General features: G+C 59.6%; 25 protein-coding genes, 2 tRNA genes and 1 pseudogene. 14 read left to right on the plus strand and 14 right to left on the minus strand.

Annotation, left to right across the window (positions count from 1 at the left end; all coding sequences use genetic code 11):
• Window positions 1–548 (minus strand): IS110 family transposase (locus tag QHC67_RS13635; protein WP_319295251.1); only part of this gene is annotated, 548 nt, incomplete at its 3' end.
• A gap of 175 nt (window positions 549–723) precedes the next feature.
• Here QHC67_RS13635 and QHC67_RS13640 point away from each other — a divergent pair.
• The 6 genes from QHC67_RS13640 (at window position 724) to QHC67_RS13665 (ending at window position 5,936) form a co-directional block, all read left to right on the plus strand.
• The gene (locus QHC67_RS13640) at window positions 724–1,023 is read left to right on the plus strand and encodes a hypothetical protein (protein ID WP_319295196.1); all 300 of its coding nucleotides are present in this window, start codon (window positions 724–726) and stop codon (window positions 1,021–1,023) included.
• A gap of 248 nt (window positions 1,024–1,271) precedes the next feature.
• Entirely contained in the window at window positions 1,272–3,362 is a 2,091-nt protein-coding gene (locus tag QHC67_RS13645) for a TonB-dependent siderophore receptor (RefSeq protein WP_319295198.1), read from the plus strand.
• 104 nt (window positions 3,363–3,466) lie between these two features.
• Entirely contained in the window at window positions 3,467–3,769 is a 303-nt protein-coding gene (locus tag QHC67_RS13650; protein WP_319295199.1) for a hypothetical protein, read from the plus strand.
• Between the two features lie 74 nt (window positions 3,770–3,843).
• Window positions 3,844–4,608 carry a molybdate ABC transporter substrate-binding protein gene (modA, locus tag QHC67_RS13655; RefSeq protein ID WP_319295201.1) on the plus strand — a complete coding sequence of 255 codons (765 nt, stop codon included), beginning with the start codon at window positions 3,844–3,846 and terminating at the stop codon, window positions 4,606–4,608.
• A 7-nt stretch (window positions 4,609–4,615) separates the two neighbouring features.
• Window positions 4,616–5,314: a molybdate ABC transporter permease subunit gene (gene modB / locus QHC67_RS13660; protein ID WP_319295203.1), complete on the plus strand. Its 699-nt coding sequence runs from the start codon at window positions 4,616–4,618 to the stop codon at window positions 5,312–5,314.
• Window positions 5,304–5,936: an ATP-binding cassette domain-containing protein gene (locus QHC67_RS13665; RefSeq protein ID WP_319295205.1), complete on the plus strand. Its 633-nt coding sequence runs from the start codon at window positions 5,304–5,306 to the stop codon at window positions 5,934–5,936. The genes modB and QHC67_RS13665 overlap by 11 nt, the downstream gene beginning before the upstream one ends.
• Here the strand turns inward: QHC67_RS13665 and QHC67_RS13670 are convergent.
• From QHC67_RS13670 to QHC67_RS13695, 7 genes and pseudogenes are all read right to left on the minus strand, one after another.
• Window positions 5,920–6,321, minus strand: a complete 402-nt coding sequence (locus tag QHC67_RS13670; RefSeq protein ID WP_319295207.1) for a LysR family transcriptional regulator — start codon at window positions 6,319–6,321, stop codon at window positions 5,920–5,922. The genes QHC67_RS13665 and QHC67_RS13670 overlap by 17 nt on opposite strands.
• Window positions 6,322–6,675: 354 nt before the next feature.
• Window positions 6,676–6,899: pseudogene (locus tag QHC67_RS13675) on the minus strand (IS66 family transposase); the annotation flags it as partial.
• Between the two features lie 91 nt (window positions 6,900–6,990).
• Complete coding sequence (locus QHC67_RS19230; protein WP_413818545.1) at window positions 6,991–7,215, minus strand: transposase; 225 nt, start codon at window positions 7,213–7,215, stop codon at window positions 6,991–6,993.
• A 284-nt stretch (window positions 7,216–7,499) separates the two neighbouring features.
• Window positions 7,500–8,042, minus strand: coding sequence for a nuclear transport factor 2 family protein (locus tag QHC67_RS13680; RefSeq protein ID WP_319295209.1), 543 nt, complete (start codon window positions 8,040–8,042; stop codon window positions 7,500–7,502).
• Between the two features lie 185 nt (window positions 8,043–8,227).
• Complete coding sequence (locus QHC67_RS13685; protein WP_319295211.1) at window positions 8,228–8,833, minus strand: 3-phenylpropionate/cinnamic acid dioxygenase subunit beta; 606 nt, start codon at window positions 8,831–8,833, stop codon at window positions 8,228–8,230.
• A complete protein-coding gene (locus tag QHC67_RS13690; RefSeq protein WP_319295213.1) occupies window positions 8,778–10,010 on the minus strand; it encodes an aromatic ring-hydroxylating oxygenase subunit alpha in 1,233 nt (410 codons plus the stop codon). Before QHC67_RS13690 ends, QHC67_RS13685 begins: the two co-directional genes overlap by 56 nt.
• 179 nt (window positions 10,011–10,189) lie before the next feature.
• On the minus strand, window positions 10,190–12,361 hold the full coding sequence (locus QHC67_RS13695; RefSeq protein WP_319295215.1) for a TonB-dependent receptor: 2,172 nt from the start codon (window positions 12,359–12,361) through the stop codon (window positions 10,190–10,192).
• Between the two features lie 406 nt (window positions 12,362–12,767).
• Between QHC67_RS13695 and QHC67_RS13700 the strand changes: the two genes are divergently transcribed.
• Window positions 12,768–12,962, plus strand: a complete 195-nt coding sequence (locus QHC67_RS13700) for a hypothetical protein (RefSeq protein WP_319295217.1) — start codon at window positions 12,768–12,770, stop codon at window positions 12,960–12,962.
• Window positions 12,963–13,045: 83 nt separating this feature from the next.
• On the opposite strand, the gene QHC67_RS13705 is transcribed toward QHC67_RS13700, so the two are convergent.
• Window positions 13,046–13,672: a TetR/AcrR family transcriptional regulator gene (locus tag QHC67_RS13705; RefSeq protein WP_319295219.1), complete on the minus strand. Its 627-nt coding sequence runs from the start codon at window positions 13,670–13,672 to the stop codon at window positions 13,046–13,048.
• Between the two features lie 384 nt (window positions 13,673–14,056).
• On the opposite strand from QHC67_RS13705, the gene QHC67_RS13710 reads away from it, so the two are divergent.
• Window positions 14,057–14,704 carry a hypothetical protein gene (locus tag QHC67_RS13710; protein ID WP_319295220.1) on the plus strand — a complete coding sequence of 216 codons (648 nt, stop codon included), beginning with the start codon at window positions 14,057–14,059 and terminating at the stop codon, window positions 14,702–14,704.
• A gap of 356 nt (window positions 14,705–15,060) precedes the next feature.
• Here QHC67_RS13710 and QHC67_RS13715 read toward each other — a convergent pair.
• Window positions 15,061–15,135, minus strand: a tRNA-Gly gene (locus QHC67_RS13715).
• A 205-nt stretch (window positions 15,136–15,340) separates the two neighbouring features.
• Here QHC67_RS13715 and QHC67_RS13720 point away from each other — a divergent pair.
• Genes QHC67_RS13720 through QHC67_RS13730 form a run of 3 tightly spaced genes read left to right on the plus strand, consistent with a single transcriptional unit; the run spans window position 15,341 to window position 17,050 of the window.
• Window positions 15,341–16,252, plus strand: coding sequence for a tetratricopeptide repeat protein (locus tag QHC67_RS13720; protein WP_319295221.1), 912 nt, complete (start codon window positions 15,341–15,343; stop codon window positions 16,250–16,252).
• Window position 16,253: 1 nt separating this feature from the next.
• A complete protein-coding gene (locus QHC67_RS13725) occupies window positions 16,254–16,880 on the plus strand; it encodes an LON peptidase substrate-binding domain-containing protein (RefSeq protein WP_319295223.1) in 627 nt (208 codons plus the stop codon).
• Window positions 16,880–17,050, plus strand: a complete 171-nt coding sequence (locus QHC67_RS13730; protein WP_319295253.1) for a Trm112 family protein — start codon at window positions 16,880–16,882, stop codon at window positions 17,048–17,050. Before QHC67_RS13725 ends, QHC67_RS13730 begins: the two co-directional genes overlap by 1 nt.
• On the opposite strand, the gene QHC67_RS13735 is transcribed toward QHC67_RS13730, so the two are convergent.
• Entirely contained in the window at window positions 17,047–18,255 is a 1,209-nt protein-coding gene (locus tag QHC67_RS13735) for a UbiH/UbiF/VisC/COQ6 family ubiquinone biosynthesis hydroxylase (RefSeq protein ID WP_319295225.1), read from the minus strand. The two genes, QHC67_RS13730 and QHC67_RS13735, sit on opposite strands and share 4 nt — an antisense overlap.
• Before the next feature lie 61 nt (window positions 18,256–18,316).
• The gene (locus tag QHC67_RS13740) at window positions 18,317–19,903 is read right to left on the minus strand and encodes an MFS transporter (protein ID WP_319295254.1); all 1,587 of its coding nucleotides are present in this window, start codon (window positions 19,901–19,903) and stop codon (window positions 18,317–18,319) included.
• On the opposite strand from QHC67_RS13740, the gene QHC67_RS13745 reads away from it, so the two are divergent.
• Window positions 19,785–20,048 carry a hypothetical protein gene (locus QHC67_RS13745; RefSeq protein ID WP_319295257.1) on the plus strand — a complete coding sequence of 88 codons (264 nt, stop codon included), beginning with the start codon at window positions 19,785–19,787 and terminating at the stop codon, window positions 20,046–20,048. The two genes, QHC67_RS13740 and QHC67_RS13745, sit on opposite strands and share 119 nt — an antisense overlap.
• Before the next feature lie 282 nt (window positions 20,049–20,330).
• Here QHC67_RS13745 and QHC67_RS13750 read toward each other — a convergent pair.
• Window positions 20,331–20,405, minus strand: a tRNA-Thr gene (locus tag QHC67_RS13750).
• Window positions 20,406–20,549: 144 nt separating this feature from the next.
• Here QHC67_RS13750 and QHC67_RS13755 point away from each other — a divergent pair.
• Window positions 20,550–20,687 carry a hypothetical protein gene (locus QHC67_RS13755; RefSeq protein ID WP_319295227.1) on the plus strand — a complete coding sequence of 46 codons (138 nt, stop codon included), beginning with the start codon at window positions 20,550–20,552 and terminating at the stop codon, window positions 20,685–20,687.
• Here the strand turns inward: QHC67_RS13755 and QHC67_RS13760 are convergent.
• Window positions 20,682–22,463 carry an aminopeptidase P family protein gene (locus QHC67_RS13760; RefSeq protein WP_319295228.1) on the minus strand — a complete coding sequence of 594 codons (1,782 nt, stop codon included), beginning with the start codon at window positions 22,461–22,463 and terminating at the stop codon, window positions 20,682–20,684. The genes QHC67_RS13755 and QHC67_RS13760 overlap by 6 nt on opposite strands.
• 100 nt (window positions 22,464–22,563) lie before the next feature.
• Here QHC67_RS13760 and QHC67_RS13765 point away from each other — a divergent pair, with 100 nt between their 5' ends.
• Window positions 22,564–24,627 carry a S9 family peptidase gene (locus QHC67_RS13765; protein WP_319295230.1) on the plus strand — a complete coding sequence of 688 codons (2,064 nt, stop codon included), beginning with the start codon at window positions 22,564–22,566 and terminating at the stop codon, window positions 24,625–24,627.
• Window position 24,628: the final 1 nt, after the last annotated feature.

Here is a 24,628-nt window from a genome sequence, read left to right on the forward strand (position 1 = left end):
ATCTGCTCCAGCAAATCGCGGCATTCAATCCGGGCAATCTCAGGCAGGTCGCTGTTGGGCTCGGTGATGATCGCGGCGATCTGGGGCACGTTATTGATGCCTTGCGGTACCACATGACCGAGCTCGTAAAGAAAAGCGCGCAGCATGTTGACCAGTTCTGTGCGCTGCTGGACTAGCCGGGTCCGCGCTCGGAACAGCATTGCTCGACCTTGCTGCTCGGCTGATTTTGGCTCGACGAAGCGCATTTCCGGTCTCTGGGCGGCGATCACGATCGCCTCGGCGTCTGCCGCATCATTCTTCTGCCGCTTCACAAACGGCTTCACGTATTGCGGCGCAATCAGCTTCACCTCGTGACCCAGGCTGGCCATCTCGCGGGCCCAGTAATGCGCGCTGCCACAGGCCTCCATCACGACCACCGCACGAGGCTGCTCGGCCATAAACTTGAGGAAGCTCTGCCGCGACAGCTTTTTACAAAACCGAAGCTGACCTGTCATCGACGCAGCATGCAGTTGAAAAACAGTTTTTGCCAAATCCACCCCGATCATCATATCCTTTGTCACGGTTGCCGTCCTTTCCGCTCAGTGGCCTTTCAACACCACTATCTTGGCACATTGCGATGCCGTCTGGGGAGGGCGGCAACCACCCCATCTGTGTCGACAGATCATCGAGGAGCATGGTGGCGAAATTCCGAGTGACCGTGAGAGCCTGTTGAAGCTACGAGGCGTGGGTCGCAAGGTAGCCGACCTGATGATGAATCACTTGTTCTCGGAAGACAGTATTGCTGTCGATACTCACGTTCTGCGCGTTCTACGCCGCCTGGAAATCGTCGATGACGCCACCGCCGAGCAAGCCGCGGACACGATCAACGCCATCACGCCTGCGGAATATAAGCGACATGCGCACGAATGGCTGATCCAACTCGGTATGCAAGTGTGCCACGCCAGAACGCCGGATTGCCAATCCTGTGTCGTGTTCAAGTTTTGCCCGAGCGGAGCGAAGTTCTCCAAGTCAAGGCCGCTGTAAGCCGCACTGCCGCGGCGCGCATAGTCACTGACATAGCTGCTTCTAACCTTATCCATCGCAACGCCAGTCTAGGTTTTGGTTGCCTGTGCCGAAATCCTGACGAGCTTCGATAGCCGCGTCTGACGATGCTAGCAGCCGGGATGGAGGATGCGGCCCCGAACGACATTACTGTGAACTATTGCTAATCAGTCTTAATAGCTATAATCGCCCCGCTCATTAGAAGTCGTTTAAACGGGGGAAACTCTCTTATGTCCGTCAGTCGCTCGATATCGCTGTGCAGCGTTGCGCTTATCGCCCTTTCTACCATGCCCGCCTACGCCGCCGACCGTGCGCCCGAAGCCGCGAACCAAACGGCTCCCGCAGAGGATGAAAACCAGATCGTGGTCACGGCCGCCAGCACGGGCACGAAGACCGAAACTGCGCTCATCGAGCTACCCCAGCCGATCAAGGTGATCACCGCCGAACAATATCTTTCGCAAGGCGCAATCAGCATCAGCGACACCGTGAAATATGCCGCAGGCGTCCTCGCCAACCCATATGGCCGAGACACGCGCGTGGATGGCTTCAACGTGCGCGGTCTCAACGCGCTCCAGTTCCGCGATGGCATGCGCGATGTCTTCTCCTATTATGCCAGCATCACTTCGGACCCGTACAACTTCTCCCGCGTGGAGATCGTGCGTGGCCCGGCCTCGGTGCTTTTTGGCCAAGGGTCCATCGGCGGCCTCGTCAACCTGGTGTCCAAGACCCCGGAATTCGAGACCCGCGGCGAAATCAGCCTGGTTTACGGCAGCTTCGATCGGAAGGAGGCACTGGGTGACGTCAACCTCGCGCTGGCCGACAATCTCGCGATCCGCGCCGTAGGCCGGGTTCGCGACGCCGACACCTATGTCGATCACGTCCCCGATGACCGGGTAATGTTCGCGCCATCGATCCGCTGGCAACCGACCCCCGACACCGACATTGTGCTGACCGGCCTCTATCAGGAAGACGACACCGGCTCGACCTCGCAGTTCCTGCCGATCGTTGGCACCTTCCTGCCGAACACTCGCAATCCGTCGGGCAGGCTGGACAAATATACGTTCGTCGGCAAGGCTGGCTGGGACCGCTATGCCGGGCGCTTGCTGCAGGGCGGCGGCTTCATCACCCACAGCTTCTCCGACCACATCAAGCTGAGCCTAAAGGCCCGGTATATCGACAGCGATCTCGAATATAACACGCACTATGCTGACAGCTACAGCAATCCGACCGATCCGTTCTCGGTATACGGAACCGACGGGCGCACGATAGGGCTCACCGCCGACACCAGTGACGCGCGGATGAATGTGTTTTCCACCGACAATAATCTTCAATTCAACTTCAACACCGGCTCGAATGTCGAACACAAGCTGCTGGTTGGAATCGATTACAGCTGGAACAAGGTGGCCAAGCGTTATGGCGCCGGACGCGAGATCGTGGATCTCTACGACATCGACTATGACGCGCTGCAGACCTACGAGCCTATCGGCCCCTTCATCCCGGAATCGCAGAAGCAGCTGGGCATCTATGTACAGGATCAGATCCGCTTCTATGACCGCGTTTCGGTCGTTCTGGGCGCGCGCCGCGACCGCGTCACCGGCTCCTCAGGGCAGAAGGACAACGCCACCACCTTTCGCGCCGGTATCATCGGCGAGGTTGGCGCCGGTTTCTCGCCTTTCTTCAGCTATACAGAAAGCTTCCTGCCGGTCGCCGGGTCAATCGATAACGGCGACAACACCTTCGGCGCGCCCTACCGCCCACAGACCGGTACGCAGTACGAGGCCGGCGTAAAGTGGCAGGCCGGCGTCAGCACGCTGGTCACGGCCACTGCCTTCAAGATCAAGGAGCGCAATCGCGTCCTCTATCTTGCCGGCGGCGGCACGACCCAGTCGGGTGAACTCAAAACGAAGGGTTTCGAGATCGAGGCCAGCCACACTCTTCCCGGCCACTTCGAACTGCTGGCCAATTATGGCTATTCCAAGCTCAAGTCCGAAACCAACACCAGCCTCGACTATATGCCCCGCCACACAGCCTCGCTCTGGTCGACCAAGACCTTCGGCCTGGCGGACGCCGCGCAGCTGCGGCTAGGCGGCGGCGTCGTCTACAGTGGCAAGAGCATCTCGACCAGCTCGATCTGGTCGATCGTTACGCCTTCGCGCACCACGGTCGACGCGCTGGCGGAAATCAACTGGAATAGCTGGCGCTTGGCTCTCAACGCCACCAACCTCCTCAACAAAAAACAGTTCGCCTCCTGCCTGGCGCGCGGCGACTGCTTCATCGGCGCACCTCGCAATGTCATGGCGACCGTGGGCGTACGCTTCTGATCTCGCGCCGCACTACATCCTTTCCACCTGCGAAAATACGGCGCTCACTCCATGTGTGTTTTAGATCTGTGATGAGGCGATCATAAACATTGCCGATTGGGCGCGTGGCGCAACCAGCTTTTTGGACGACGCAGGCTGCGCGGCTTGTCACAGCGGGCGTATCTTCACCGACGCAGGATGACAGCAAATTTCGCACGCCGCCGCTGCGGAATGTGGCCGTCACCGGACCCTGGCTGCACGATGGCAGCGCGATCACGTTGGAAGATGCCCTGGACCGACATCCGACGCCTGTCTCGCCCACGCAGGCGTCGGACCTGATCGCCTTTCTGGAGAGCCTGACTGACACGGGCTTTGTGTCGAACAAACGGCTGGGGTTTCCCAGTCACGTCTGTGGGCAGAAGATGTGAAGCCCGAAAAATTGAACGTCGCCAAATGCGCTTAGCTCTGTATACGGCTATATATCGCTTTGAGGGAGAGTCCGATGCGCCGCTGGTTTGCTGTCCTTTGTTTTATGCTGGCGACGTTGTTGCCCGCGCCTTTGGCCGCACAGGAAAAAGGGCCGCTCGTCCTCGCCGCGGCCAGCCTGCAAGAGTCGCTCACGGCAGCCGCTGACGCCTGGACCCGGCAACGCCATTTACGCCCAATCCTTTCGTTCGCCGCTTCTTCGGCATTGGCACGCCAGATCGAAGCGGGCGCACCGGCTGACCTGTTTCTATCGGCGGACGAGCCATGGATGGACGCCGTCGAAGGCAAAGGTCTGGTCAAGCGCGGCACTCGCACCTCGTTTCTCACCAACCGCCTCGTGCTGGTCGCTCCGGCTGGAAGGGGCCAGCGGCTGGCCATCCGGCAAGGCTTTCCACTTGCCCGTGCGCTGGGAAGCGGTCGGTTGGCGATGGCCAAACCTGACGCCGTTCCGGCAGGCAAATATGGAAAGGCAGCATTGACGGCGCTTGGTGTGTGGCCTTCGATTGCGAGCCGCGTCGCGATCGCCGAGAACGTGCGCGCCGCCCTCAGCATGGTCGAGCGTGGACAGGCCCCCTATGGCGTCGTCTACGAAACTGACGCGCGCGCATCGAAGACCGTGCAGATCGTTGGCACTTTTCCCGCCGCCACACATCCACCAATCACTTACCCTATCGCCGCCCTCAGCGTCTCCCGCCACAAGGATGCCGAAGCCTTTCGACGGTTTCTACTTTCTCCGCAGGGCAAGGCGATTTTCCGCAGATACGGCTTCGGGACGCGATGAGGGCGCTGTGGAGTTGAGTGCCGACGACTGGGAGATCGTCGCCCTGTCGCTTCGAGTGAGCCTGGTCGCCGTGTTCGTGACCTTGCCCGTGGCTTTCGGTATAGCCTGGCTCCTCGCGCGCATACGCTTTACCGGCAAGGTGCTGGTCGATGCGTTGGTCCACTTGCCGCTGGTCTTGCCGCCGGTGGTAATCGGGTGGCTGCTGCTGCTTGCCCTTGGCCCCGCCGGCCCGATCGGTGGGTGGCTGGAACGATGGTTCGGGATCACCGTCATGTTCCGCTGGACCGGCGCTGCCATAGCAGCGGGGATCATGGCGCTGCCGCTGATGGTGCGCGCCATCCGCTTGTCTATAGAAGCTGTAGATCGCCGGATAGAAGATGCCGCGCGCACCCTTGGAGCCAGTCCCTTGCATTGCTTCTTCACGATCGGGCTGCCGCTTTCGCTGCCCGGCATCATCACAGCCATCATCCTGGGGTTTGCCCGCTCGATCGGAGAATTTGGAGCGACGATCACGTTCGTTTCCAACATCGCCGGCGAAACCCGTACTCTACCGATCGCGATCTATAGCGCGCTGCAGGTACCCGGAAGCGATGCGACGGTCTGGAGGCTTGCGCTGATTTCGATCTTCCTGTCGCTCGGTGCACTCATCCTCTCCGAAAAGATAAGTCAGAAGGTGCGGGCGGGAAACAGCATTCATGTCCTTTAACGTCAATGTCAGTAAAAATTTGGGCGGCGCGCATGTTGGCGCAACGTTCCTGACCGATGGAGGTTTGACGGTGCTGTCTGGCACGTCAGGCGCAGGAAAGACATCAGTTCTGAACATGATTGCCGGGCTGCTGCGGCCCGACAGGGGCTATGTGCGTGTCGGCGACGTAACGCTCTTCGATGCAGCGGAAAATGTCGATATGCCTGTCCATCATCGGCGGCTTGGCTATGTGTTTCAGGACGGGCGATTGTTCCCCCATCGGCGCGTGCGTGCCAATTTGCTCTACGGTTATCGCTTGGCTCAACCTGAGCATCGCTGGATCGGCGTGGATGAAGTTGTCGGCTTCCTGGGTATCGGGGCGTTGATGGATCGCTGGCCGCGATCCTTGTCTGGCGGAGAGGCCCAGCGCGTCGCCATTGGTCGCGCTCTGCTTTCCGGTCCCCGAGCCTTGTTGATGGATGAACCGCTCGCTTCGCTTGATCCGGCGCGCCGTGGTGAGATTATGGATGTCATCCTGCGTATCCGGGACGAGCTGAAACTGCCGATCCTTTATGTCACTCATGACACGGTGGAAGCTATAAAGCTTGCAAGCCATCGGGTAGACATTATTCGGTTGAAATGACAGCCTTCGCACTCGCACTGGCGGGAAGAGGCTGGTCGCGCAGCAGATCGCGCATCTCCGCAAGTGCCTTTCCGTCCACAGATCGCAGCATCTTCGCTTCAATGTCACGATAAGCCTTAAGCACAGCCCTTCCGGTATCTGTCAGCCGCGCTCCACGCTCTTTCCCACCCCCGGCTAACGTCTCCACCAGCTTCTGCTTCCAGCACCGGTTCATGCTGTCGACCAACAGCCACGTGCGCCGGTAGCTCATGCCGAGACGACGACCCGCGCCGGAGATCGAGTGTTCCTGATCGATCGCATCGAGAAGGGCCGCCTTGCCTGGTCCCATAGCGAACTCGTCCCCGCACAGAACCTGAGTTTTCACCTTGAGAATGTCGATCTGCATTGGGCCATGCCTTCCAACCTGTCATATGTAACTAGGCTAGTGCCTCCTTCGAGAACAGATGCATTCGAACGCTGCGCATGCAACCGGCCTACTTGGTTCTAAGTGCGAACGGCAGGCCAGTATCAGCAATCGACGTGTCGACTGGCAAGAAATGCAGCCTTCCTTGCCTCGCCCAGCGATAGCGAGCCTAGTCGGGCTCTCGGCACTAAACACCCCCACCTTGAGGCATTAAGCGGCCTGATCAATGACGGCACTGGCGGCGGCGCGGCTATCTACCCAGTTGTAGGGGAGCAGATCATCCATGGGATCTGCGTCGCCGCGCAGGACGATAAGGGTGAGGACATCGGTGAGCTAGGCCTGAGGGTTGATGCCGCACAGTTTGCAGGTTTCTATGAGGCTGGCGAATGCCGCCCAGTTTTCGGTTCCCAGGTCATGACCTGTGACCAGGGCATTTTTCCGCTGGAGCATGATGGGCCTGATTGACCGCTCGACGGTGTTGTTCTCCAGCTCGATCCGCCCATCCTCAGGAAGCGGATTAGGCCTTTCCAGTGGTTGAGGGTGTATCTGATAACTTTGGCCGTATTGGAGCTTCGGGCAGCTTGGGCAGCATCTCCTCGAGCCAGGGCAGCATTTCCGCGATAACCGAAGCGGATTCAGCTTGGCGGACCGTCAACCTGTGTTCAAGGCGGGAACCTCGGATACGCGTCTCGATTCTGGTAGAGGCTGGCTATCCGCCTTAACGTGCCGCCAGGCATAGAGCTGCTGTGGCACCAGTCCATGCGTCCGCGCGGTTTCCGCGATGTTGGCTCCGGGTTCGAAACTTGACGCGATGATCCGTGCCTTGGCCTCTGCCGACCAACGGCGACGCGCCGGCCCTGCTGGAATGACGTCCATACGCAAGGGCCGCTGACCCTCCTGCCTTTCGACACCTGTTTCGAATGTTCTTACATCATCAGCCACTACGATACCCCTCGGATCAGGGGCAAACCAAAGACAGATCAGCGCCTACGAAATATGGAGAGGTTTCTGCGCTTACCAGTGCACGGTGATTTCAGAGAATGTAGGGCCCAGTCGTGGTTTAAACCGGCGCCGGTGATATAGCGCGAGCTGGTTTGCTGTCAGCCTCGTTGTTAATGATGGCATCGCTCACGCCGAGATTGCCTTGCCGCTAAGCCCTCTTAGGCTTCAGCTCCTCCATTTTTCAGCACAGCAGCGCGGTAGCTTTCCGGCGTCAGGTCTTTACCCGTAAATCCGAGTGCCATCTCGCACATTTCGTCGTAGTTCTTGCCAAGATGGAACACTTCAAATCGAGTGATTTTTCCTTCATCATTGATCGTCCAGAAATTGCACTCCCAAAACTCCAGCCAGCGGCCATCGGCGCGAGCATGCCCCCCCATCCTCACATGATATGCCACGCCCTCGTCAGTGGGGAAGGCCAAAAACTTGTCCATGCAGATGTCAGGAAAGGCCCTCCACCAGGCGCGTAGTTCCATCGTCGCAATTTCCGGCACCAGGCCTTCGGCGAAGTAACGACCGATCTGAACCTCCCCAAACTCGGGATGGTACAGGACCATGTCGTCCGCAATCGCGTCGCTCAGAATGGAGAGGTCAACGGTCATACCTTCGGTATATCCTGCCGCCCACGATTTGTGGACCGAGGTTGCGATCGCCAGATTTCGCTCCGCTCGGGCGCTTAACGCCGGACTCTGTTTTTCTGCCATGTTACGTGTCTCCATCGGGTTGTTTCGAAAAGTGCCCACGGTGCTTCGGCAACCGCAGGAGCTGCTTTGACTGTCTGTTTGTTCGTGCCCTGAAACGTGCGCAGTCGGCACCGTTCACCGAATTCATGCATCGCGATCCAACCAGCGTGATCCTGGCCAAAGGCCCGCCGGGTTGGACGGGTTCTTCAGAAAAACTGATTCATGTTCTTCGCGTAAATGATCGTCTGATCCAGGAACAGGCTACGCTTCACAATCTTGAAACTATCGCCCACACGACGAAGCACGTCCTCCCGGCGACCCACAAACCAATCGACATCGGCTTCAACCTGGGTCCGGTAGAATACGAACGCGCACTCAGTGGTCATCTCGTCGCCATCGACCGATAGCACCCTGATGTTGGAACACATATGCCTCGTGCGGGGACGTGGGCTTTCACCCCAGGCATATGGGCTTTCGATCTTTTTCACGCGATAGCCAAGGCTTGTCTTGTCTTCGTTGAAAAACGCGATCTCATCCGGTTTGGAGAACTCGTTCTCGCTCTGCTTGGCCAACGTCGCCTGACGAACCGGCATCCAGTATCTGCAGTCGTCTGTGAATAGATCCAACCATTCCTCGTGGCGATGGGCGTCGAGCAGCGCAGCTTCGGCATAAAAGAATTGCTCTATCTGATACTGCGTTTCAGCGTTTAAAAGCATCCTGGATTTCCGTTCAAAAAGGTGTCTGGCGTTTCGGCAATCACTTGGCGCCTGGCTTGGAGTGATGCGCTTGCAGGTCGGGCCAACTGTCTGCATCCATCCACTCCGCCCAGCATTTCAGGCGCCATCGAGCATATTCTTCCGTCGTCCTTGGACCCGTATACAAAGGATAGCCGACCTCGCCGCTATCGCCCGTAGTGCCAGCGCCCAATCCCATCTGGTAATTGAATGGGACATCTCGCATCGCGTGTGAATTGGCCCCGATCGTGCAGAACTCCCAGTTCTCGCCATCGTCCTGCTCGACCATCCCCGTAGGTCCGAGCCTGGAATTGTTGCGATCGATCGCCATCTTGCGATCTTCGGCAGACGCATTCTTGTCGACGAACGTGAAGTACCACATCTCCATCTCACGCGGCCCCTTGGGGTGCCGGACGATGACGACCTGCAACAGATCAGTGAGCATGCTCATATGCGGAAAGATGGTGGCGTGGTAATGGCCTGTCATCAGATCCGTTGTGTGGCCATATTCTCCCATGACCGAGGGGCCCTCGTTATTCTGCCAGTATCTCGTGTGAACCTCAGATCGAGACATCCCATAGGCGTCGAGAAGCGAGGCGTGTGAGATGCCGACGTGGTAATAGTCCTGATCGTTCTCGACGCCGATCTTCCAATTCGCTTTCAGGCGGTGACGGATGATCCCCGGCACCACTTCGACGTCCCCATAGTCGGCAAGCTTGTCGATCATCGCCTTTCCTGCCTCACCGAGAAATTCGTCCAGCGGCGGAGCCTCAGGATCGAGCGTCGCGAAGATGAACCCCCGATAGGACGATACCTGCGCCGCTTTGCGAAGGCCCCAGGCATCCCGATCGAGTGACTTTTCGTAGAGATCGGTGAGCCCGGGAACACCGATGAGGTTACCGGACAGATCGTAGGTCCACCCGTGATATGCGCAGGTGAAGGATGGCGCATTCCCCGCGTTCGCCCGGCACACGAGTGCGCCTCTGTGACGACAAGCGTTGAGCAGCACTTCGAATTCTCCGCTGCGGCTCCGCGTGACGATAACGCGCTCTTCCCCCATGAAGCTTTGGAAAAAGTCGCCTTTTTCGGGGAGCTGGCTCGCATGACACATGAATAGCCAAGCGCGCGCGAAAATCTTGTCAAGCTCTACGCGATAGACCTCGTCTTCACTAAATATGGCGCGATCAACGAGCCCTTCCTGAGTGTTGACGCGGTCGCGGAAACTCGTTGCTGCACACTTCGCCACTGAAGCCATGTCAAATCTCTCCTTACTTGTCGGCCGACCGGGGGCTCCCGTGAAAGCCATGTGCTTAAATATCGGCTGTCAATTTCATGCCCGGACCGGGAAAGGTCTGGTATGACTGACCAAACTCGATCGTTGGCTCATCCGACGGTTGGAAGAGCGTAAGACCCCCGCGCTCCCATCCGCCGCCATCAAAAGTTGAAGCCGACCACAATGCTTACTGTTCGAGGTTCCAGATAGGACCCGGTGTTGGTTCCATTGGTTTGCGAGCCTACATATTGCAGCGGGCGGATGTTCGTGAGGTTCCTGCCGACCAGCGATACAGAGTAGTTGTTGTCCGATGTCCACTTCACGGTTGCGCCAATTCGCGCATATCGATCGGAACGAAAGACGTTATCGGCGGCTGCTGCATAGCCGCTGTTATAGTAGATACTAGCCGAGCCCTGGAATTCGCCCCTGCTCGCACGCTTGGTATAAAGCGCCATCAAACTGCCCGAGAACTTGGCGGCAAATGGTAAGGCGTTGCCAGCGCAGGAGCCGATAGCCACCGGGACCGTGCCATCACGCGTGGAGATCGGACAACCTGGGAAGCTCTTGAACTTAGTATTTAGCCAGGCGGCGCCGCCTGACAAAGTGAACTCATTACTCAAAACTGCGGTCACGTCCGCATCGATGCCGTAAATTCGCGAAGATGCGCCATTGACGGTCTGCAGGGCGAAAGTGCCGACCCGCTGAACCTGAATGTTCTTGTAGTCATAGTGAAAGCCGGCAATGTTCAATCGCAGGCGCCGGTCGAGGACGTCCGCCTTGGCCCCAATCTCGTAAGCGGTCAGTTCTTCTGGCTTGAAAGAAGGGTCGCCGGGTGCGTTGGTGTTGTACCCGCCGCTCTTGAACCCGGTCGTTGTCGAAGTGTAGACCATTAGCGCCTCTGAAAGACGGTGGTCCAGGCTGGCGCGATACGTGAACTTGTTGGCGGTTACTGACCGATCGGGGTAAGCTATTGGAATGACCGGACCATTCACGATCCTGATCTCCTGGCTCGAATTGACTTCGCTGCGTCGCTCGGTCGTGTATCGGCCACCCAGCGTCAAGTTGGTGCCTTCGGCAAGCTCATAGGTTCCTTGTGCATAGCCTGCCCACGACTTCGCGCGCTGCGTAGCGTTGATCGCGATGGCGGCGGCGTTTACGCTGCCGGAGAGATCGACCAGAATGGCAGGATAGGCGCTCTTGAGGTTGAAATAAAAGACGCCGGCGACCCATTTAAAGGGTGAATTTCCGATCGAACTCAGCTGAAGTTCCTGACTGAAATGTTTGTCAGTCTGAAGCAGCGCCAATGAGGCTACACTTTGCGGCGAGTAGTCGAGATCACGGGTAATCTCGAAATTTACTTTCCGAAAAGCAGAGAGTGACATTAACCGCACACCGCCCATATCGTGTTCGATTTTTAGCGAGCCGCCTGCCGTCCAACCATTTAGGGCTTCGTCGATGTTGGCGCTATAGTCGTTTTTGCCGTAATCAGGCGCTTGCTGGCCGGTCCAGGCATTGAACGTGCCCGGCAAGACAACGCCAGTCCCCAGGTGATTTCGGCCATCCCAGTAGTTTCCGACTGCGGTCACGGTCGTGTTGTCGCCAGGCTCCCAGAACAACTTCGAACGTGCGACGAAGTCATGGTGAATACCGTTCGCCTCGGATCCTGTCGTCAAATTCTTCCCGAAGCCGTCGCGTCGTTCGGCGCGTACCGACAAGTCCATGGCAAGGTTCTCGGCAATACCGCCCGTGACATAGGCCGCCCCCACAACGTCATTATAACTTCCGTACTCGAGTGAGAAACGACCTTCCGGCGATTGCTTGGGCGTCGCCGTCGTGACCTGTATCAACCCGCCTGTAGAGTTGCGGCCGAACAGGGTTCCTTGAGGCCCCTTCAGCACTTCGACCGAGGCGACGTTCGCCAACGCCAACTCGCTTGCCAGAGGGGTAGCGATATAGGCGCCGTCGATATAAAGCGCGATTTCAGACTCGATACCGGGCGAGAACCCGAAAGAACCAATACCGCGGATCGAGCTGCCAAAAATGCCGCTTGCCGCCGCCGTGTTGAGCGAGGGTGCCGAGATCTTGAGGTCCAGCACTGTGTCGATACCGGTCGCCTCCAGTTGCTTGCCGCTGAGAGCGGTCACGGCGACGGGCACGTCCTGAAGGTTCTCGGATCTGCGCTGTGCGGTGACCACGATATCCCCCACTTGCGACGCTTTGCTCTCTTCAGACTGGATCGCAGCAGGCGAGGTCGTTTGCGCTTGGGCAGCCGCCATCGGAGAAACCAGAATTGACGCGCTCGTCAACAATGCAGTCGCGAAGAGTTTCTTCATTTTTCCCCTCCCAGGAATTTACGCGGCGCTTACGGCCGTTTGACGAACAAGGTTTAGTGCCTGGCATACGCTAGGGACGTATTGAAGGTTTTCGCTTCGCTATTGGGCAGTCACGATAATATTCTCGAGGCTGAAGGCTTCGGAACGTGCTTTACCTGTGTGACCCCGCCAGATTGAGCCAACGCCGGTTGCGTCACCCTTTCGCCAACCAAAGCGACGATACAGAGCGATGCTTTCCAGATGACCTTTGCACGACCCTTCCCCCCTCCTTCTTGCTTCCACCCGAGGCCAGTGCTGAATCAACCATGCGTGGGATCGGCGGCTACCCCGTTGTTAGAGTGAAGCTTCGAGAACCCTGCCTATGCCAAACTGGACACGGTGTCAACGAGTGAATTGAGAAAGTAAGATGATAATTGACACCTTATTGAATTTTGGAACAGGCAAGGACGGCAATTGCACTGGAGACTCAGCTTTCCCGCTCTTTAGCGAAGTACTCGAAGGGGCTATTCTCATGGCGCAGCAGCCGTTGCGGCGCGCCATCATTGGCGCGCGGAACATTGTAAAATCGGCCTCGACCAGCTTGAAAGCAGTGACCAGTTGAAGCAACCGTCCGGTACTGCAGTCCTCAAGTCCTGAAATCCGAAGATGCCGTAAGACGAAATGATCTTAATCAGTGGGTGCCAATTACGTGAATATGGAGCCATCGAGGACATTATCAGCCGTTCCCAGCCCGTGCACTGCCGAATATTCGAAAGGATCGGGTAGGTCTGTCGAGATCGACTTCCGGATCAAGGTCTCGCTGACGCCCAAGCCTTGAAACAGCTGAGCCACTACGAGTTCCGGATAATTCTCGGGCTGAGGCTTTCTCAGTAAAGTGACCATGCTGGCGAGTGCCGTTCCCGTCACCAGATCGAACGCAACAGAAAGGTTGGGCGCGCGAAACTGTTCGCTCATGATGCCTTCCTCGAGGGTTTCCATACAGAACCGAGCAGCCTCGTCACCGAAGATCGGGCCACCCACGCTGAGGTTTATCAACGCCCAGCCCCAAGGGGGATCTCGTCTTCCTTGATGAAGGTTATAGCGGAGAGCGAAGGCCAGGCGAATAGCGCCGCCGGGAACTCGCCGAAGCACCGCCCTGACAGCATCGTTGAAATCATGACTTATGTCGAATGCGGTCGCCTGGAAAAGCTCCTCGACACTGGAGAAATAGTTATAGAAGGTGGCTCTCGAAACGCCCGCGCCATTACAGATTTCCTCGATGCGGCTCGAGCGCCCTTCAGGCCGACCCAGCAATTCGAATGACGACCGCAAGATCATTGCTCGAGTGCGAGCGCGGCGGTCTTCCCCATTTTGCGTTCTGTATCCGCCGGTTCCTTTTGGTGCTGCCACGCTCGCCATTATAAAACCCGATGAACGAAATTACTAGCCGTGTCGGGCTCATGAGCATCGCACCTGCCTGATGCGGCTGCGACCTACCATACTGGACGATAGGTCAACGCTGGACGCTGGAACCGCCGGTCTACCCGATCTGCCCGGCCAAAAGCTGTGAATGGCCATCAAACCGTTCATGACTCCAGCAAAGTTCGGCGTTTGCCGTAACTCTCCCTTACCGCGCAAACAACGTTCAGAGATAGAACGGGCATCGCGGCTTCGCGTGGCGGCATCTATAGCAGAGAGATGTTTTCTTGGAGCGCGGTGGCACCCAGTTGTTGGCCCATGCCTTGTGGCGTCATCTGGCCGAATTGGGAATGCCGTACGCTCGATGGTCACCTGATCGCGATCGATGCGAGGTTCGGAAGGCAAGTCTGGTCGCCTGTAACCGTCGAACAGACCAAGAATTATACGATCACGGGAGCCCCTCATATCGCCAAAGGCAAGGTGATGATCGGCAATGGCGGTGCCGAGTATGGTGCGCGCGGCTATGTTTCCGCCTATGACGCGGAGACAGGTACGATGGCGCTGGCGGTTCTACACCGTGCCCGGCAAGCCTGGCACTGCCGATGGTGCGGCCTCCGACAAGGCGCTCGCGAAGCTTGCCCGGTTTCCGGTGGGAGCGGGGGAGGAACCGTCTGGCATTCGATCGCCTATGATCCCGAAACCGACCTTCTTTTCGTTGGTGTAGGCAACACAAGCTATTGGCCCGCCAAATACCACAGTCCCGCCACCACAGGCGGCGGCAACAACGACAATCTGTTCATACCGTCCATCATCGCGCTGCGCCGGGAAACGGAGAGCACGTGTGGCACTATCAGACCACGCCGGGCGACCAATGGGACTATACTGCAACGCAGCACAGGATCGTCGCCGATCTCACGATCAACGGAAGAGAGCGCAAGGTGTTAATGCAGGCGCCAAAGAACGGGTTTTCCTACGTGCCAGACTGCGAGACAGGAAAGCTTGTTTCGGCTGCACCCTATGGAAAGGTGACATGGGCTTCGCGAATAGACCTGACGACGGATCGCCCGGTCACCGACCCTAACCCGCCTTCGATAATGAAATATGCCGCGCTTATGACAAAGGCCGATGGGGCGATTGTGTAGACGTCTTGTGTAGACGCCATGACGCTTATTTCCCGAGCATTTTCGATGGTTTGATCCACTGTTAGGGGGATCATTGTGTAGACGATCTGTGGAGACAATGTGGGGACGCGACCGTCTGGGCGACGATTTGTCGCAGAAATCTGGGATTTCTCGGAAAAATGGAGCGGGCGAAGGGATTCGAACCCTCGACCCCAACCTTGGCAAGGTTGTGCTCTACCCCTGAGCTACGCCCGCTCTGGCGGCCGGAGACGAATGCTTCCGGCGGGTGAGGCGCGGCAACTAGCATCGGTTTCGCAAAGCGGCAAGCGGGTTTTTGATAGTTTGAGGAATCCGCAGGAAAAAGACTGGCGCAGCGACGGTAAACCCTCTTACCGGCTTGCGCCTGCGCGGCGATGCCCCACATTAGAGCATCGGGATTGCAGGATGCAGGAGACTATCATTGGCAACGCTTGGGATGAGCGAGAGCGACAAACTGGCGGTTGAGGCATTTCGCCGCGACGTAGTGGACCCCTCGCGTACATCGCTGGTCATCGTCGACTTCTGGGCGGAATGGTGCGGCCCCTGCAAGCAGCTGACACCTGTGATCGAGAAAGTATGTGCGGAGTACGCCACCAAAGGCGTGAAGCTGGTCAAGATCAACGTCGATGAGAATGGGTTCATCGCATCGCAGTTCCGGGTGCAGTCGATCCCCACGGTCTATGCGATCTTCCAGGGGCAACCCGTTGCCGACCTGACGCAAGCGCGGACCGAGAGCCAGTTCCGGCAGATGTTCGACCAATTGCTCGCGCAACTCCCGATCGAATCCGAAGATAAGGCGCAGGCGCAGGAAATCGCGCCCCTGATTGCAATGGGCGAAGAGGCGTTGGCCGAGGGTGACGCCGAACGCGCTTTGACGATTTTCCGGCAAATCGGCGACATGGTGCCCGACAATGCCGAAGTGCTGTCGGGCCAGATCCGGGCACTGGTTGCGCTTGGCGAACTGGAGCAGGCGCAGGTCGTTCTAGACGCCGTGCCTGTCGAACTCGCCAAGGAGCAGCCGTTGGAACGTGCGCGTGCGGCCGTATCGCTCGCGCTGGACGCCAAGCCGGTTGAGGATCTATCCGGCCTGGAAGCGAAACTCGCCGCCGATCCGGACGATCACGAGGCCCGTTTCGCGCTGGCCGGTGGACATATGGCCAATGGTAATCGCGATGCTGCGGCCGACGCGCTGCTCGACATAGTGGCGCGGGATCGTGACTGGAACGAAGGCGCGGCCCGCCAGCAGCTGTTGAAGTTGTTCGAAGCTGTCGGACTAGAGGATCCGTGGGTGTCTGCCCAACGGCGGCGCCTTTCGGCGATCCTGTTCGGCTGACATGCCTACTCAGCGCATCTCGCTTTTCCCGCTTAGCGGGGCGCTGCTGTTTCCCGGAATGCAGCTGCCGCTCCACATTTTCGAGCCCCGCTATCGGGCGCTGATCAGCGACGCGATGGCGCGGGACCGGCGGATCGGCATGATCCAGCCGCGCGGCGAGCAGAGCAAGAGCGTCAATCCGGACCTGTATGGCATCGGTTGCCTCGGCCACATTGGCGAATTCGAGGCGCTGGAGGACGGCCGTTACAACATCATCCTGACGGGCGTCGCGCGTTTCCGGGTGGTGCGGGAGCTCACTGTGACGACGCCCTTCCGGCAAGTTGAGGCGGAAGTCGAGAGCCTGGCCGTGCATGATGACGATGTCCTTGCCTCGGCTGAGCGAGCCGCACTCGAACAGGAGTCGCAACGGTTCGCAAAAGCGCAGGGCTATGTTGTCGATTGGGACGCGGTTTCCCGGCTGGACGATGCCTCTCTGGTGAATGGCATCGCGCAGATCGCGCCCTTCGATGCTGCGTCCAAACAGGTGCTGCTGGAAGCGGCTTCATTGCGCGAGCGCGCTGACAGGACGATCCAGCTTATGCAGTTTTTTGGCCGTACCGACGGCGGCGGACAGGCAACTTTGCAGTGATATTGACGGCGGAGCTGCTCGCCAGGCTCGTTTGTCCGGTCACACGCACTCCCCTGCGGCTGGATGAAGAGCGCCAGGAGTTGATATCGGAAGCCGCTGGACTGGCTTACCCGATCAAGAATGGGGTTCCGGTGCTGCTTGCGCGCGAAGCCCGGCGGATTTCACCTTAGACGGTCTCGCCTAGCAGCAATCTTGGCAGGGCGCCTGACTGGCCTCGCGCTTCCGCCATGAAGCGGTTCTTCAGCGGCGTGATCTTCTGCACCGTGCTCAGCCCGAACCGGCGGATGGCGGAAGGCAGCTTTCCGGGCAAGTCGAACAGACGAACCAGCCCGTCCGTTGCGACAGCTACGCTCAATGTGTCGATGCTTCGCCAGCGTTCATACCGGCTCAACACTTGAGCGTCCCCGGCATCCAGTCCTAGTCGCATGGCTTCCACCAATACCTGTGTCAGGGCCGCCACGTCCCGCAGGCCCAGATTCAGCCCCTGCCCAGCAATCGGATGGATACCGTGCGCTGCGTCACCCACCAACGCGAGCCGCGTGTCGGTGATCCGCGCTGCATGGTGAAAGCCGAGCGGATAGCTCGAACGCGGAGAGATCATCGAAATCTCTCCCAAGAACCCTCCGATCCGCTTTTGCGCCTCCGCCAGCCAGGCCCGCTCGCTGAGCGCCAGCATGGCGGGCGCATGCTTGGCAGGCACGGTCCATACGATCGCCGAGCGATTGCCGGGCTGCATCGGCAGCAATGCAAAAGGACCGCCGGGATAAAAGATCTCATAGGCCGTATTGGCATGGGGCACCTCATGCTCGATGGCCGTCACCATCCCGACATGCGGATAGGACCAGCGGGCCACGCGCAGTCCTGCTGCATCGCGCGTAGGACTGTTGCGTCCTTCCGCGGCAACAAGCAGTGCAGCCGAAAGCTCAGCCCCGCTGCTCAATGTCATGCGCACGCCGTCTGTGTCACGCTCCACAGCGAGAGCCCGGTCTGGCTGAAAGATCGTCAGGTTCGCAGCCTCCCTTGCCGCATCGCGTAAGGCTATGCGGATGTCACGGTTCTCGAACATCGTGCCCATCGCGCCTTCATCCTCGGGAGCGACGAAGTCCAGAGCGCCCGGTTCCAGACCGTCGCTCACCCAGATGCGCTCTATCGGACAGCCTTTGCCTCTTAGATGCCGGTCGATGCCGATTGCCGACAGCATGTTCCACGTGGCGCTGGCAATGGCGGAAACGCGACCATCGAAACCCGGCGCTATGGCCGCATTGGGATCAGCAGGATCGATGACTGCGCAGGACACTCCATGAGCGCTCAGCGCTATGCCCTGGGTCAAGCCTACCAGACCACCGCCCAGAATGATGACGTCGAACCGCTGCATCGCTTTTTCCTTATGACCGTGGTCCGATCTAGAAGTCTGGCAGGCATAAAGAAAGAGCCGTTTAGCTCGACCGCGTGGGATCCGTGAGGGGGTCGGCCCCGGTGGAAAGCGGATCTTCACGATGGGGCAGGAACAGGCTTGTTTGCCGCTCGATCATGCGATGGACGCGGGGCCCCTCCGGTCCCTGATGCAGTGCCCGGATGCGATCCGAATTCTCGGCATCGGCATTTGTGCGACGTTGATTGTGCCTGATATAATCGAGCCAGGTGGAGACATTATAACGCTCGATCCAGAGGTTTTCGTCGCCCAGATCGCGTAGCAACGTCCAGTGGCGCGCGCCGTCCCGCACGCGAATGCGGCGCCGCTCGCTCATGACCGTCAGGAAACGCCCGATGTCCGAAGGGAGGATGCGATATTCGACGGTCACCACCACCGGGCCGCTCCGGGGCTCGATCTGTACTGCCGTTTGCGGCTCCTGCCAGCGATTCTGGGGATCGAGATTGAGTGCCTCGGCCTGCGGAAGCGGGAGCAGCACGCCGAGCGGTACGCTCAGCGCCTGCACTGCGGCGGCAACGGCCAAGGCCACTGAAACGCCGTGACCGTCCGCCAGTTCTCCAAACAGCCAACTGCCCAGAGCCATGCCGCCGAATGCGCCCATCTGATACAATGCTATGGCTCGACCGACGACCCAACGCGGCGCGGCCATCTGCACGGTTACGTTGAACGTGGACAAGGCCAACACCCATCCCGCCCCGGCAAGAACCAGCGCCACGACGGTCACGGGCATGATCGTGCTGACGGCACTTACCGCCGCTCCCATGGTGATTGCCGTCGCGGCTAATCGGACGATCCATTCCGTCGAAAATCGGGCCCGCAGCCGACCGCTGGAGAGTGCGCCGAGCACGGCGCCGACGCCGAACGCGCCAAGCAGAAGCCCATAGGTTAGCGGGCCGCCCGCGACCTGATCCTTCGCTATGATCGGCATCAAGGCGGGAATGGCGCTTGCCGCGAAGCCGAATACCGTCGCTCGTACCAGCACTACTCTCAAATTGGGTGACATCGCCACGTAACGAACACCTGCGCCCATTGCCGTGCCGATCGGTTCGGGAGGGAGTGTTCGCGCAGGCCGCTCCGGCCGCCATCTCAGTAGGACACCGATAAGGGCGAGGTAACTTGCCGCGTTGATCGCAAACGCCGCCGCTGCGCCTGCCGCTGCAACGATCGCCCCGCCCAGTGCAGGCCCGATGCTGCGGGCGATATTGAAGCCCATGCTGTTGAGCGCTACCGCGGCAGGCAAGGCTGTCCGGGGCACCATCTCGCCGACCGACGATTGCCATGCCGGGCCATTGAAGGCAGTGCCGCAGCCGATTAGGAAGGTGAAGCCCAGCAACAGGGTTGGCGTAAGCACGCCCGTCCAGGCGCAGAACGACAGCGCAAGCGAAACCGAAAGCATGAACGCCTGCGACCAGAGCATCACGATGCGCCGGTCCAGATTGTCTGCAATCGCTCCCGCGAGCAAGGAGAGGAGCATGATCGGCAATGTCGTCGACGACTGCACCAACGCCACCAACGCCGGCGATTTGGTAAGCGATGTCATCATCCAGGATGCACCGACGGATTGGATGAGTCCCCCGAAATTCGATGCCATGCTCGCCAGCCACACCGCGCGAAAAATCGGGATGCGGAGAGGCGAAGCGGGTGCGGCGAGGACAGGTTGGGAGGTCATCAACGGCAATGCCCATGAAATAAAAGCTCAACTACCCTGCCGGCAGGGAGAGCATCATCAAAGGTAATCATTTTCCGCTGGTTTCGTTGCTGGCCAAGCTGTCGCCAGTGATCATATAAGTCGCTCCATCCCAGACGCATCACCGACATCGCAGGGAACTTAACGATGCCCAGCCCATCAACGCGGTAGGACAGACAAAGCCCCCGCGCAAAGCCCTATGTAAGCGGCTAGTGATCGATCCGCGCCCTTATGAGGGCCGTCGCCTGCCAAAAAGGCACAGGCATCCGCCAGCTCAAGACGCGACTGCTCGGGATTCTTCGACTCCTGGATTCACAAGTCTCAGACGAAATGGTGCTGCCGGTGAGGATTGAACTCACGACCTCAGCCTTACCAAGGATGCGCTCTACCACTGAGCTACGGCAGCATACCATTACGCACGCGCGACGTGTGGACCTGTCAGCCCACCGCGCGGGAAGCGGGCCTATGGCCTTCTCTGCACCCGCTTGTCAAGCACCGCTTTGCCGCAAAGGGTTGTCCGACAGGGGCAGTTTTCCCTATGATCCGCGCGATGAAGAACGAGGACGAACGGAAGGCGCGGCTGGCGCAGGCGCTGCGGGAGAACCTGCGACGGCGCAAGGGTCAGGCGCGGGAACAGGCCGCCACGGAAGCCACGAAAGCCGCCCCGGAAAAGGAAGGCGATCTATAGCGGCGCGCACGCACTTTCGAGCCACGCGCCTGCTTCGCCCTGCAATTGCGAACCCACGATTTCCAGTACACGAGCATGATAGCCGTTCATCCATTCCCGCTCCTCGATTGAGAGGAGGTCCAGCGCGATCAGGCTGCGATCGATCGGCGCAAAGGTGAGCGTTTCGAAACCGAGCATGGACTGCTCTGCGCCTGGTACTTCCCGCTGCTCGACCAGCACGAGATTCTCGACGCGGATGCCATATTCCCCCGCCTTGTAATATCCCGGCTCATTGGAGAGGATCATGCCCGCACGCAGCGGTTCGTCGCCGCCGCTGAAGGTCGCGATACGCTGGGGGCCTTCGTGCACGGACAGGAAGCTGCCGACGCCATGACCCGTGCCATGAGCATAGTCCAAGCCCTGCGCCCACAGATACTGGCGTGCGAGAACGTCCAACTGCCCGCCACGCGTTCCTTCGGGGAACACGGTCCGCGCCAGGGCGATGTGCCCCTTCAGCACGAGCGTGAACCGCGTGCGCATCTCTTCGGAAGGCGTGCCCACAGCTATCGTCCGGGTAACGTCGGTGGTGCCATCCAGATACTGGCCGCCCGAGTCGACCAGATACAGCGACCCCGTTTCGATGGGCAGGCTGGAGTTTTGATCCACGCGATAATGCGGACTGGCGCCGTTCGGCCCGAAAGCGGAAATCGTGTCGAAGGACAGGTCCTTCAACTTGCCGGTCTCCTCCCGGAACGCGCGCAACTTGGCTGCCGCGCCGAGTTCAGTGAGGCCGCCCTTGGGCGCTTCGATCGAGAGCCAGTGAAGATACCGGCTCAGTGCCGCGCCATCGCGGGCCTGCGCCGCACGGTGACCGGAAATCTCGGCTTCGTTCTTGATGGCCTTGGGCAGTACGGCCGGGTCGCGCAAAGCCAGCACCTTCGCCCCGCCCCGTTCCAGGGCATCGAAGATTGCTGCCACCGCGCGCTCAGGATCGGCGGCTACGGTTTTGCCCGACAACGCCGCCAGCGCATCGGCAAAGTCGGCGCGGTCGTGGACGCGCACGGAATTGCCAAGATGCTGGATCACGTCTTCGCCGATCTTCTCCGGGGCGACATACAGGTCCGCTGTCGCATCGGCGTGGACAATGGCATAGGCCAGAGCGACCGGTGTCCGCTCCACATCCGCACCGCGGATATTGAACGTCCACGCGATGGAATCGAGCGCCGAAAGCACCACGGCATCGGCTTTGCGCGTGCCGAGCCAGTCGGCCATGTCCTGCCGCTTGTCGCGCGCGCTGCGCCCCGCATACACGTCATCGTGCGTGACCAGCCGCGCCTTGCTCGGCTCGGGCCGATCGGGCCAGATCACGTCCACAGGGTTGGTGTCGACGGGCACCAGGCTTGCGCCTTTTCCCGCCAGCGCCTCCGATGCCTGTTTGACCCACGCGCTGGTGTGTAGCCAGGGATCGTAGCCGATCCGCCCGCCGTCGGTCGTGTGTTCGCCCAGCCAGCCCGCCACGCTGGTCTGCGGCACGCTCTGATACTGCCAAAGGTTGCCGTCCACCTGCTCGCGGACCTGCAGCGTATAGCGTCCATCGACGAAGATCGCGGCGGCTTCGGGCAATATGACAGCGCTTCCCGCTGATCCCTGAAAGCCGGTCAGCCACGCAAGACGCTGCGCATAAGCACCCACATATTCGCTCATATGCTCATCGGTCAGCGGTACGACGAAGCCGTCGAGCCGGTCCTTCTTGAGCTGTTCGCGCAAGGCGGAAAGGCGGGCTTCATATGTAGACATCGGAATTTCCAGTGCGTGCGACTTGTATCAATGGTTATCGGTCCAACATAGACACGCATCCATGGTTGCGCCAGCACCCGTGTCAGGACAAAAGGCCTGCATGACAAAAACCCTGACGTCGCCCCCCAAGGCGCCTGCCCGCCCGCACATCTTCACCACGCACGGCATTACTCTGGACGATCCATGGGCGTGGCTCCGCGATCCGGGCCATCCGAGAGTGACGGACAAGGACGTCCTTGGCTATCTGGCCGAGGAGAATAAGTGGTTCGAAGCGGCCATGGCGCCGCACAAGCCCTTGGTCGAGACGCTGTTCCAGGAAATGAAGGGCCGTATCAAGGAAGACGACAAGTCGGTGCCGCAGAAGGACGGCGATTATGTCTACTGGCGGGCCTTCGAGACGGGCGCGCAGTACCGCAAGTGGTTCCGCCGCCCGGTGGCAGGCGGCGAGGACCAGTTGATCCTCGACGAGCCGGCACTGGCGGAGGGGCACGAATATTTCCGCCTTGGCTCCATGTCGGTCAGCCATTGTGGCCGCTATCTCGCTTTTGCGACGGACACCGATGGGTCCGAACGGTTCGAGGCGCGTATCAAGGACCTCACGACCGGAGAAATGCTGCCGGACGTGATCCCCGGCACCCTCTCCTCGCTGGTCTGGACAAGCGACAGCAAGGGGCTGCTCTACAGCCTCGCCAATGAGAACTGGCGGACCGACAATGCGCGGCTGCACTGGCTCGGTTCTCCCATCGAGAGCGACGTCGAGTTGTTCCACGAGGACGACGACGGTTTCCGCGTCAGCCTCGGCCTCACATCATCGGAAAAATGGATCGTCATCGCGACCGGCGATCATGTGACCAGCGAAGCATGGCTGGTGCCCGCCAACGATCCCCTGGCCAAGCCGCTGCTGGTATCCGCGCGCAAGCCGGGCCGGGAATATGATGTCGATGAGCGTGACGGCGCACTCTACATCCGGACCAACGACATGCATCCCAACTTTCGGCTGGTGCAAGCGACTTTGGAAACGCCGGACCAGTGGAATGAGGTTATTGCGCCGTCCGATCGCTTTTACCTGACCGATTTCACGCTGTTCAAGACGTTCTACGTCACCGAGGGGCGCGACGACGGGCTCGATCAGGTCGAGATCCGCGACTACGAAACGCACACCGCCAAACGCATCTCCTTCCCTGAGGCGAGTTACTCCGCAAGCCTGGACGACAATCCGGAATATGACGTGACGAAGCTGCGTATCGGCTATGAATCGATGGTCACGCCGGACACGATCTACGACTATCATCTGGCCGAGGACCGGCTCGAAGTCCTGAAGATCCAGGAGATTCCCTCAGGATACGATGCGTCGCTCTATGCGACCGAGCGGCTGATGATCCCGGCGCGCGACGGCACGCAGATCCCGGTGTCGATCGTCTACCCCAAGGACTTCAAGAAGGACGGTAGCGGCCCGCTCCATCTCTACGGCTATGGTGCCTACGGGATCGCGATGGAGCCGGGCTTCTCGGCGGGACGGCTATCGCTGCTCGACCGTGGTTTCGCGTTCGCTCTCGCGCACATCCGCGGTGGCGACGATCTAGGCCAGCAATGGTATCTCGACGGCAAGCTCGACAAGCGCACCAACACCTTCAACGACTTCGTAGATGTCGCCAAGGGCCTGATCGAGCGCAACTACACGGCCAAGGGCCACATCAGCATATCGGGCGGTTCCGCTGGCGGCGAATTGATGGGCGCCGTCATCAACAGCGATCCGGACCTGTGGGGCGCAGTCGTCGCGCATGTGCCGTTCGTCGATGTGCTGAATACGATGCTGGACGAAAGCCTGCCGCTGACGCCCGGCGAATGGCCCGAATGGGGCAATCCGATACAGGACAAGGCAGCGTTCGAGACGATCCTGTCCTACTGCCCCTATAACAACGTCAAGGCGCAGGACTATCCGCCGCTGCTGGTGACGGCCGGCCTCAACGATCCGCGCGTGACCTATTGGGAGCCTGCGAAATGGGTCGCGCGCCTTCGCGCCACCAAGACCGACGACAATGTCCTGCTGCTCAAGACCAATATGGGCGCGGGCCATGGCGGCAAGTCGGGACGCTTCGAAAGCCTGCATGAGGCGGCCGAGGAATTCGCCTTCATCCTCTGGCAAATGGGCTTGACGGACTGAG

This window comes from Sphingobium sp. (genome assembly GCF_033795625.1).
Classification (GTDB): Bacteria; Pseudomonadota; Alphaproteobacteria; order Sphingomonadales; family Sphingomonadaceae; genus Sphingobium.

What these genes read in the sequence shown, in the direction of transcription:
- QHC67_RS13645 (WP_319295198.1), top strand. Translation starts at nt 1,272, where the DNA reads ATGTCCGTCAGTCGCTCGATATCGCTGTGCAGCGTTGCGCTTATCGCC.
- modA (WP_319295201.1), top strand. Translation starts at nt 3,844, where the DNA reads ATGCGCCGCTGGTTTGCTGTCCTTTGTTTTATGCTGGCGACGTTGTTG.
- QHC67_RS13665 (WP_319295205.1), top strand. Translation starts at nt 5,304, where the DNA reads ATGTCCTTTAACGTCAATGTCAGTAAAAATTTGGGCGGCGCGCATGTT.
- QHC67_RS13670 (WP_319295207.1), bottom strand. Translation starts at nt 6,321, where the DNA reads ATGCAGATCGACATTCTCAAGGTGAAAACTCAGGTTCTGTGCGGGGAC.
- QHC67_RS19230 (WP_413818545.1), bottom strand. Translation starts at nt 7,215, where the DNA reads ATGGACGTCATTCCAGCAGGGCCGGCGCGTCGCCGTTGGTCGGCAGAG.
- QHC67_RS13680 (WP_319295209.1), bottom strand. Translation starts at nt 8,042, where the DNA reads ATGGCAGAAAAACAGAGTCCGGCGTTAAGCGCCCGAGCGGAGCGAAAT.
- QHC67_RS13685 (WP_319295211.1), bottom strand. Translation starts at nt 8,833, where the DNA reads ATGCAGACAGTTGGCCCGACCTGCAAGCGCATCACTCCAAGCCAGGCG.
- QHC67_RS13690 (WP_319295213.1), bottom strand. Translation starts at nt 10,010, where the DNA reads ATGGCTTCAGTGGCGAAGTGTGCAGCAACGAGTTTCCGCGACCGCGTC.
- QHC67_RS13695 (WP_319295215.1), bottom strand. Translation starts at nt 12,361, where the DNA reads ATGAAGAAACTCTTCGCGACTGCATTGTTGACGAGCGCGTCAATTCTG.
- QHC67_RS13700 (WP_319295217.1), top strand. Translation starts at nt 12,768, where the DNA reads ATGATAATTGACACCTTATTGAATTTTGGAACAGGCAAGGACGGCAAT.
- QHC67_RS13725 (WP_319295223.1), top strand. Translation starts at nt 16,254, where the DNA reads ATGCCTACTCAGCGCATCTCGCTTTTCCCGCTTAGCGGGGCGCTGCTG.
- QHC67_RS13735 (WP_319295225.1), bottom strand. Translation starts at nt 18,255, where the DNA reads ATGCAGCGGTTCGACGTCATCATTCTGGGCGGTGGTCTGGTAGGCTTG.
- QHC67_RS13745 (WP_319295257.1), top strand. Translation starts at nt 19,785, where the DNA reads ATGATCGGCAATGTCGTCGACGACTGCACCAACGCCACCAACGCCGGC.
- QHC67_RS13740 (WP_319295254.1), bottom strand. Translation starts at nt 19,903, where the DNA reads ATGGCATCGAATTTCGGGGGACTCATCCAATCCGTCGGTGCATCCTGG.
- QHC67_RS13755 (WP_319295227.1), top strand. Translation starts at nt 20,550, where the DNA reads ATGAAGAACGAGGACGAACGGAAGGCGCGGCTGGCGCAGGCGCTGCGG.
- QHC67_RS13760 (WP_319295228.1), bottom strand. Translation starts at nt 22,463, where the DNA reads ATGTCTACATATGAAGCCCGCCTTTCCGCCTTGCGCGAACAGCTCAAG.
- QHC67_RS13765 (WP_319295230.1), top strand. Translation starts at nt 22,564, where the DNA reads ATGACAAAAACCCTGACGTCGCCCCCCAAGGCGCCTGCCCGCCCGCAC.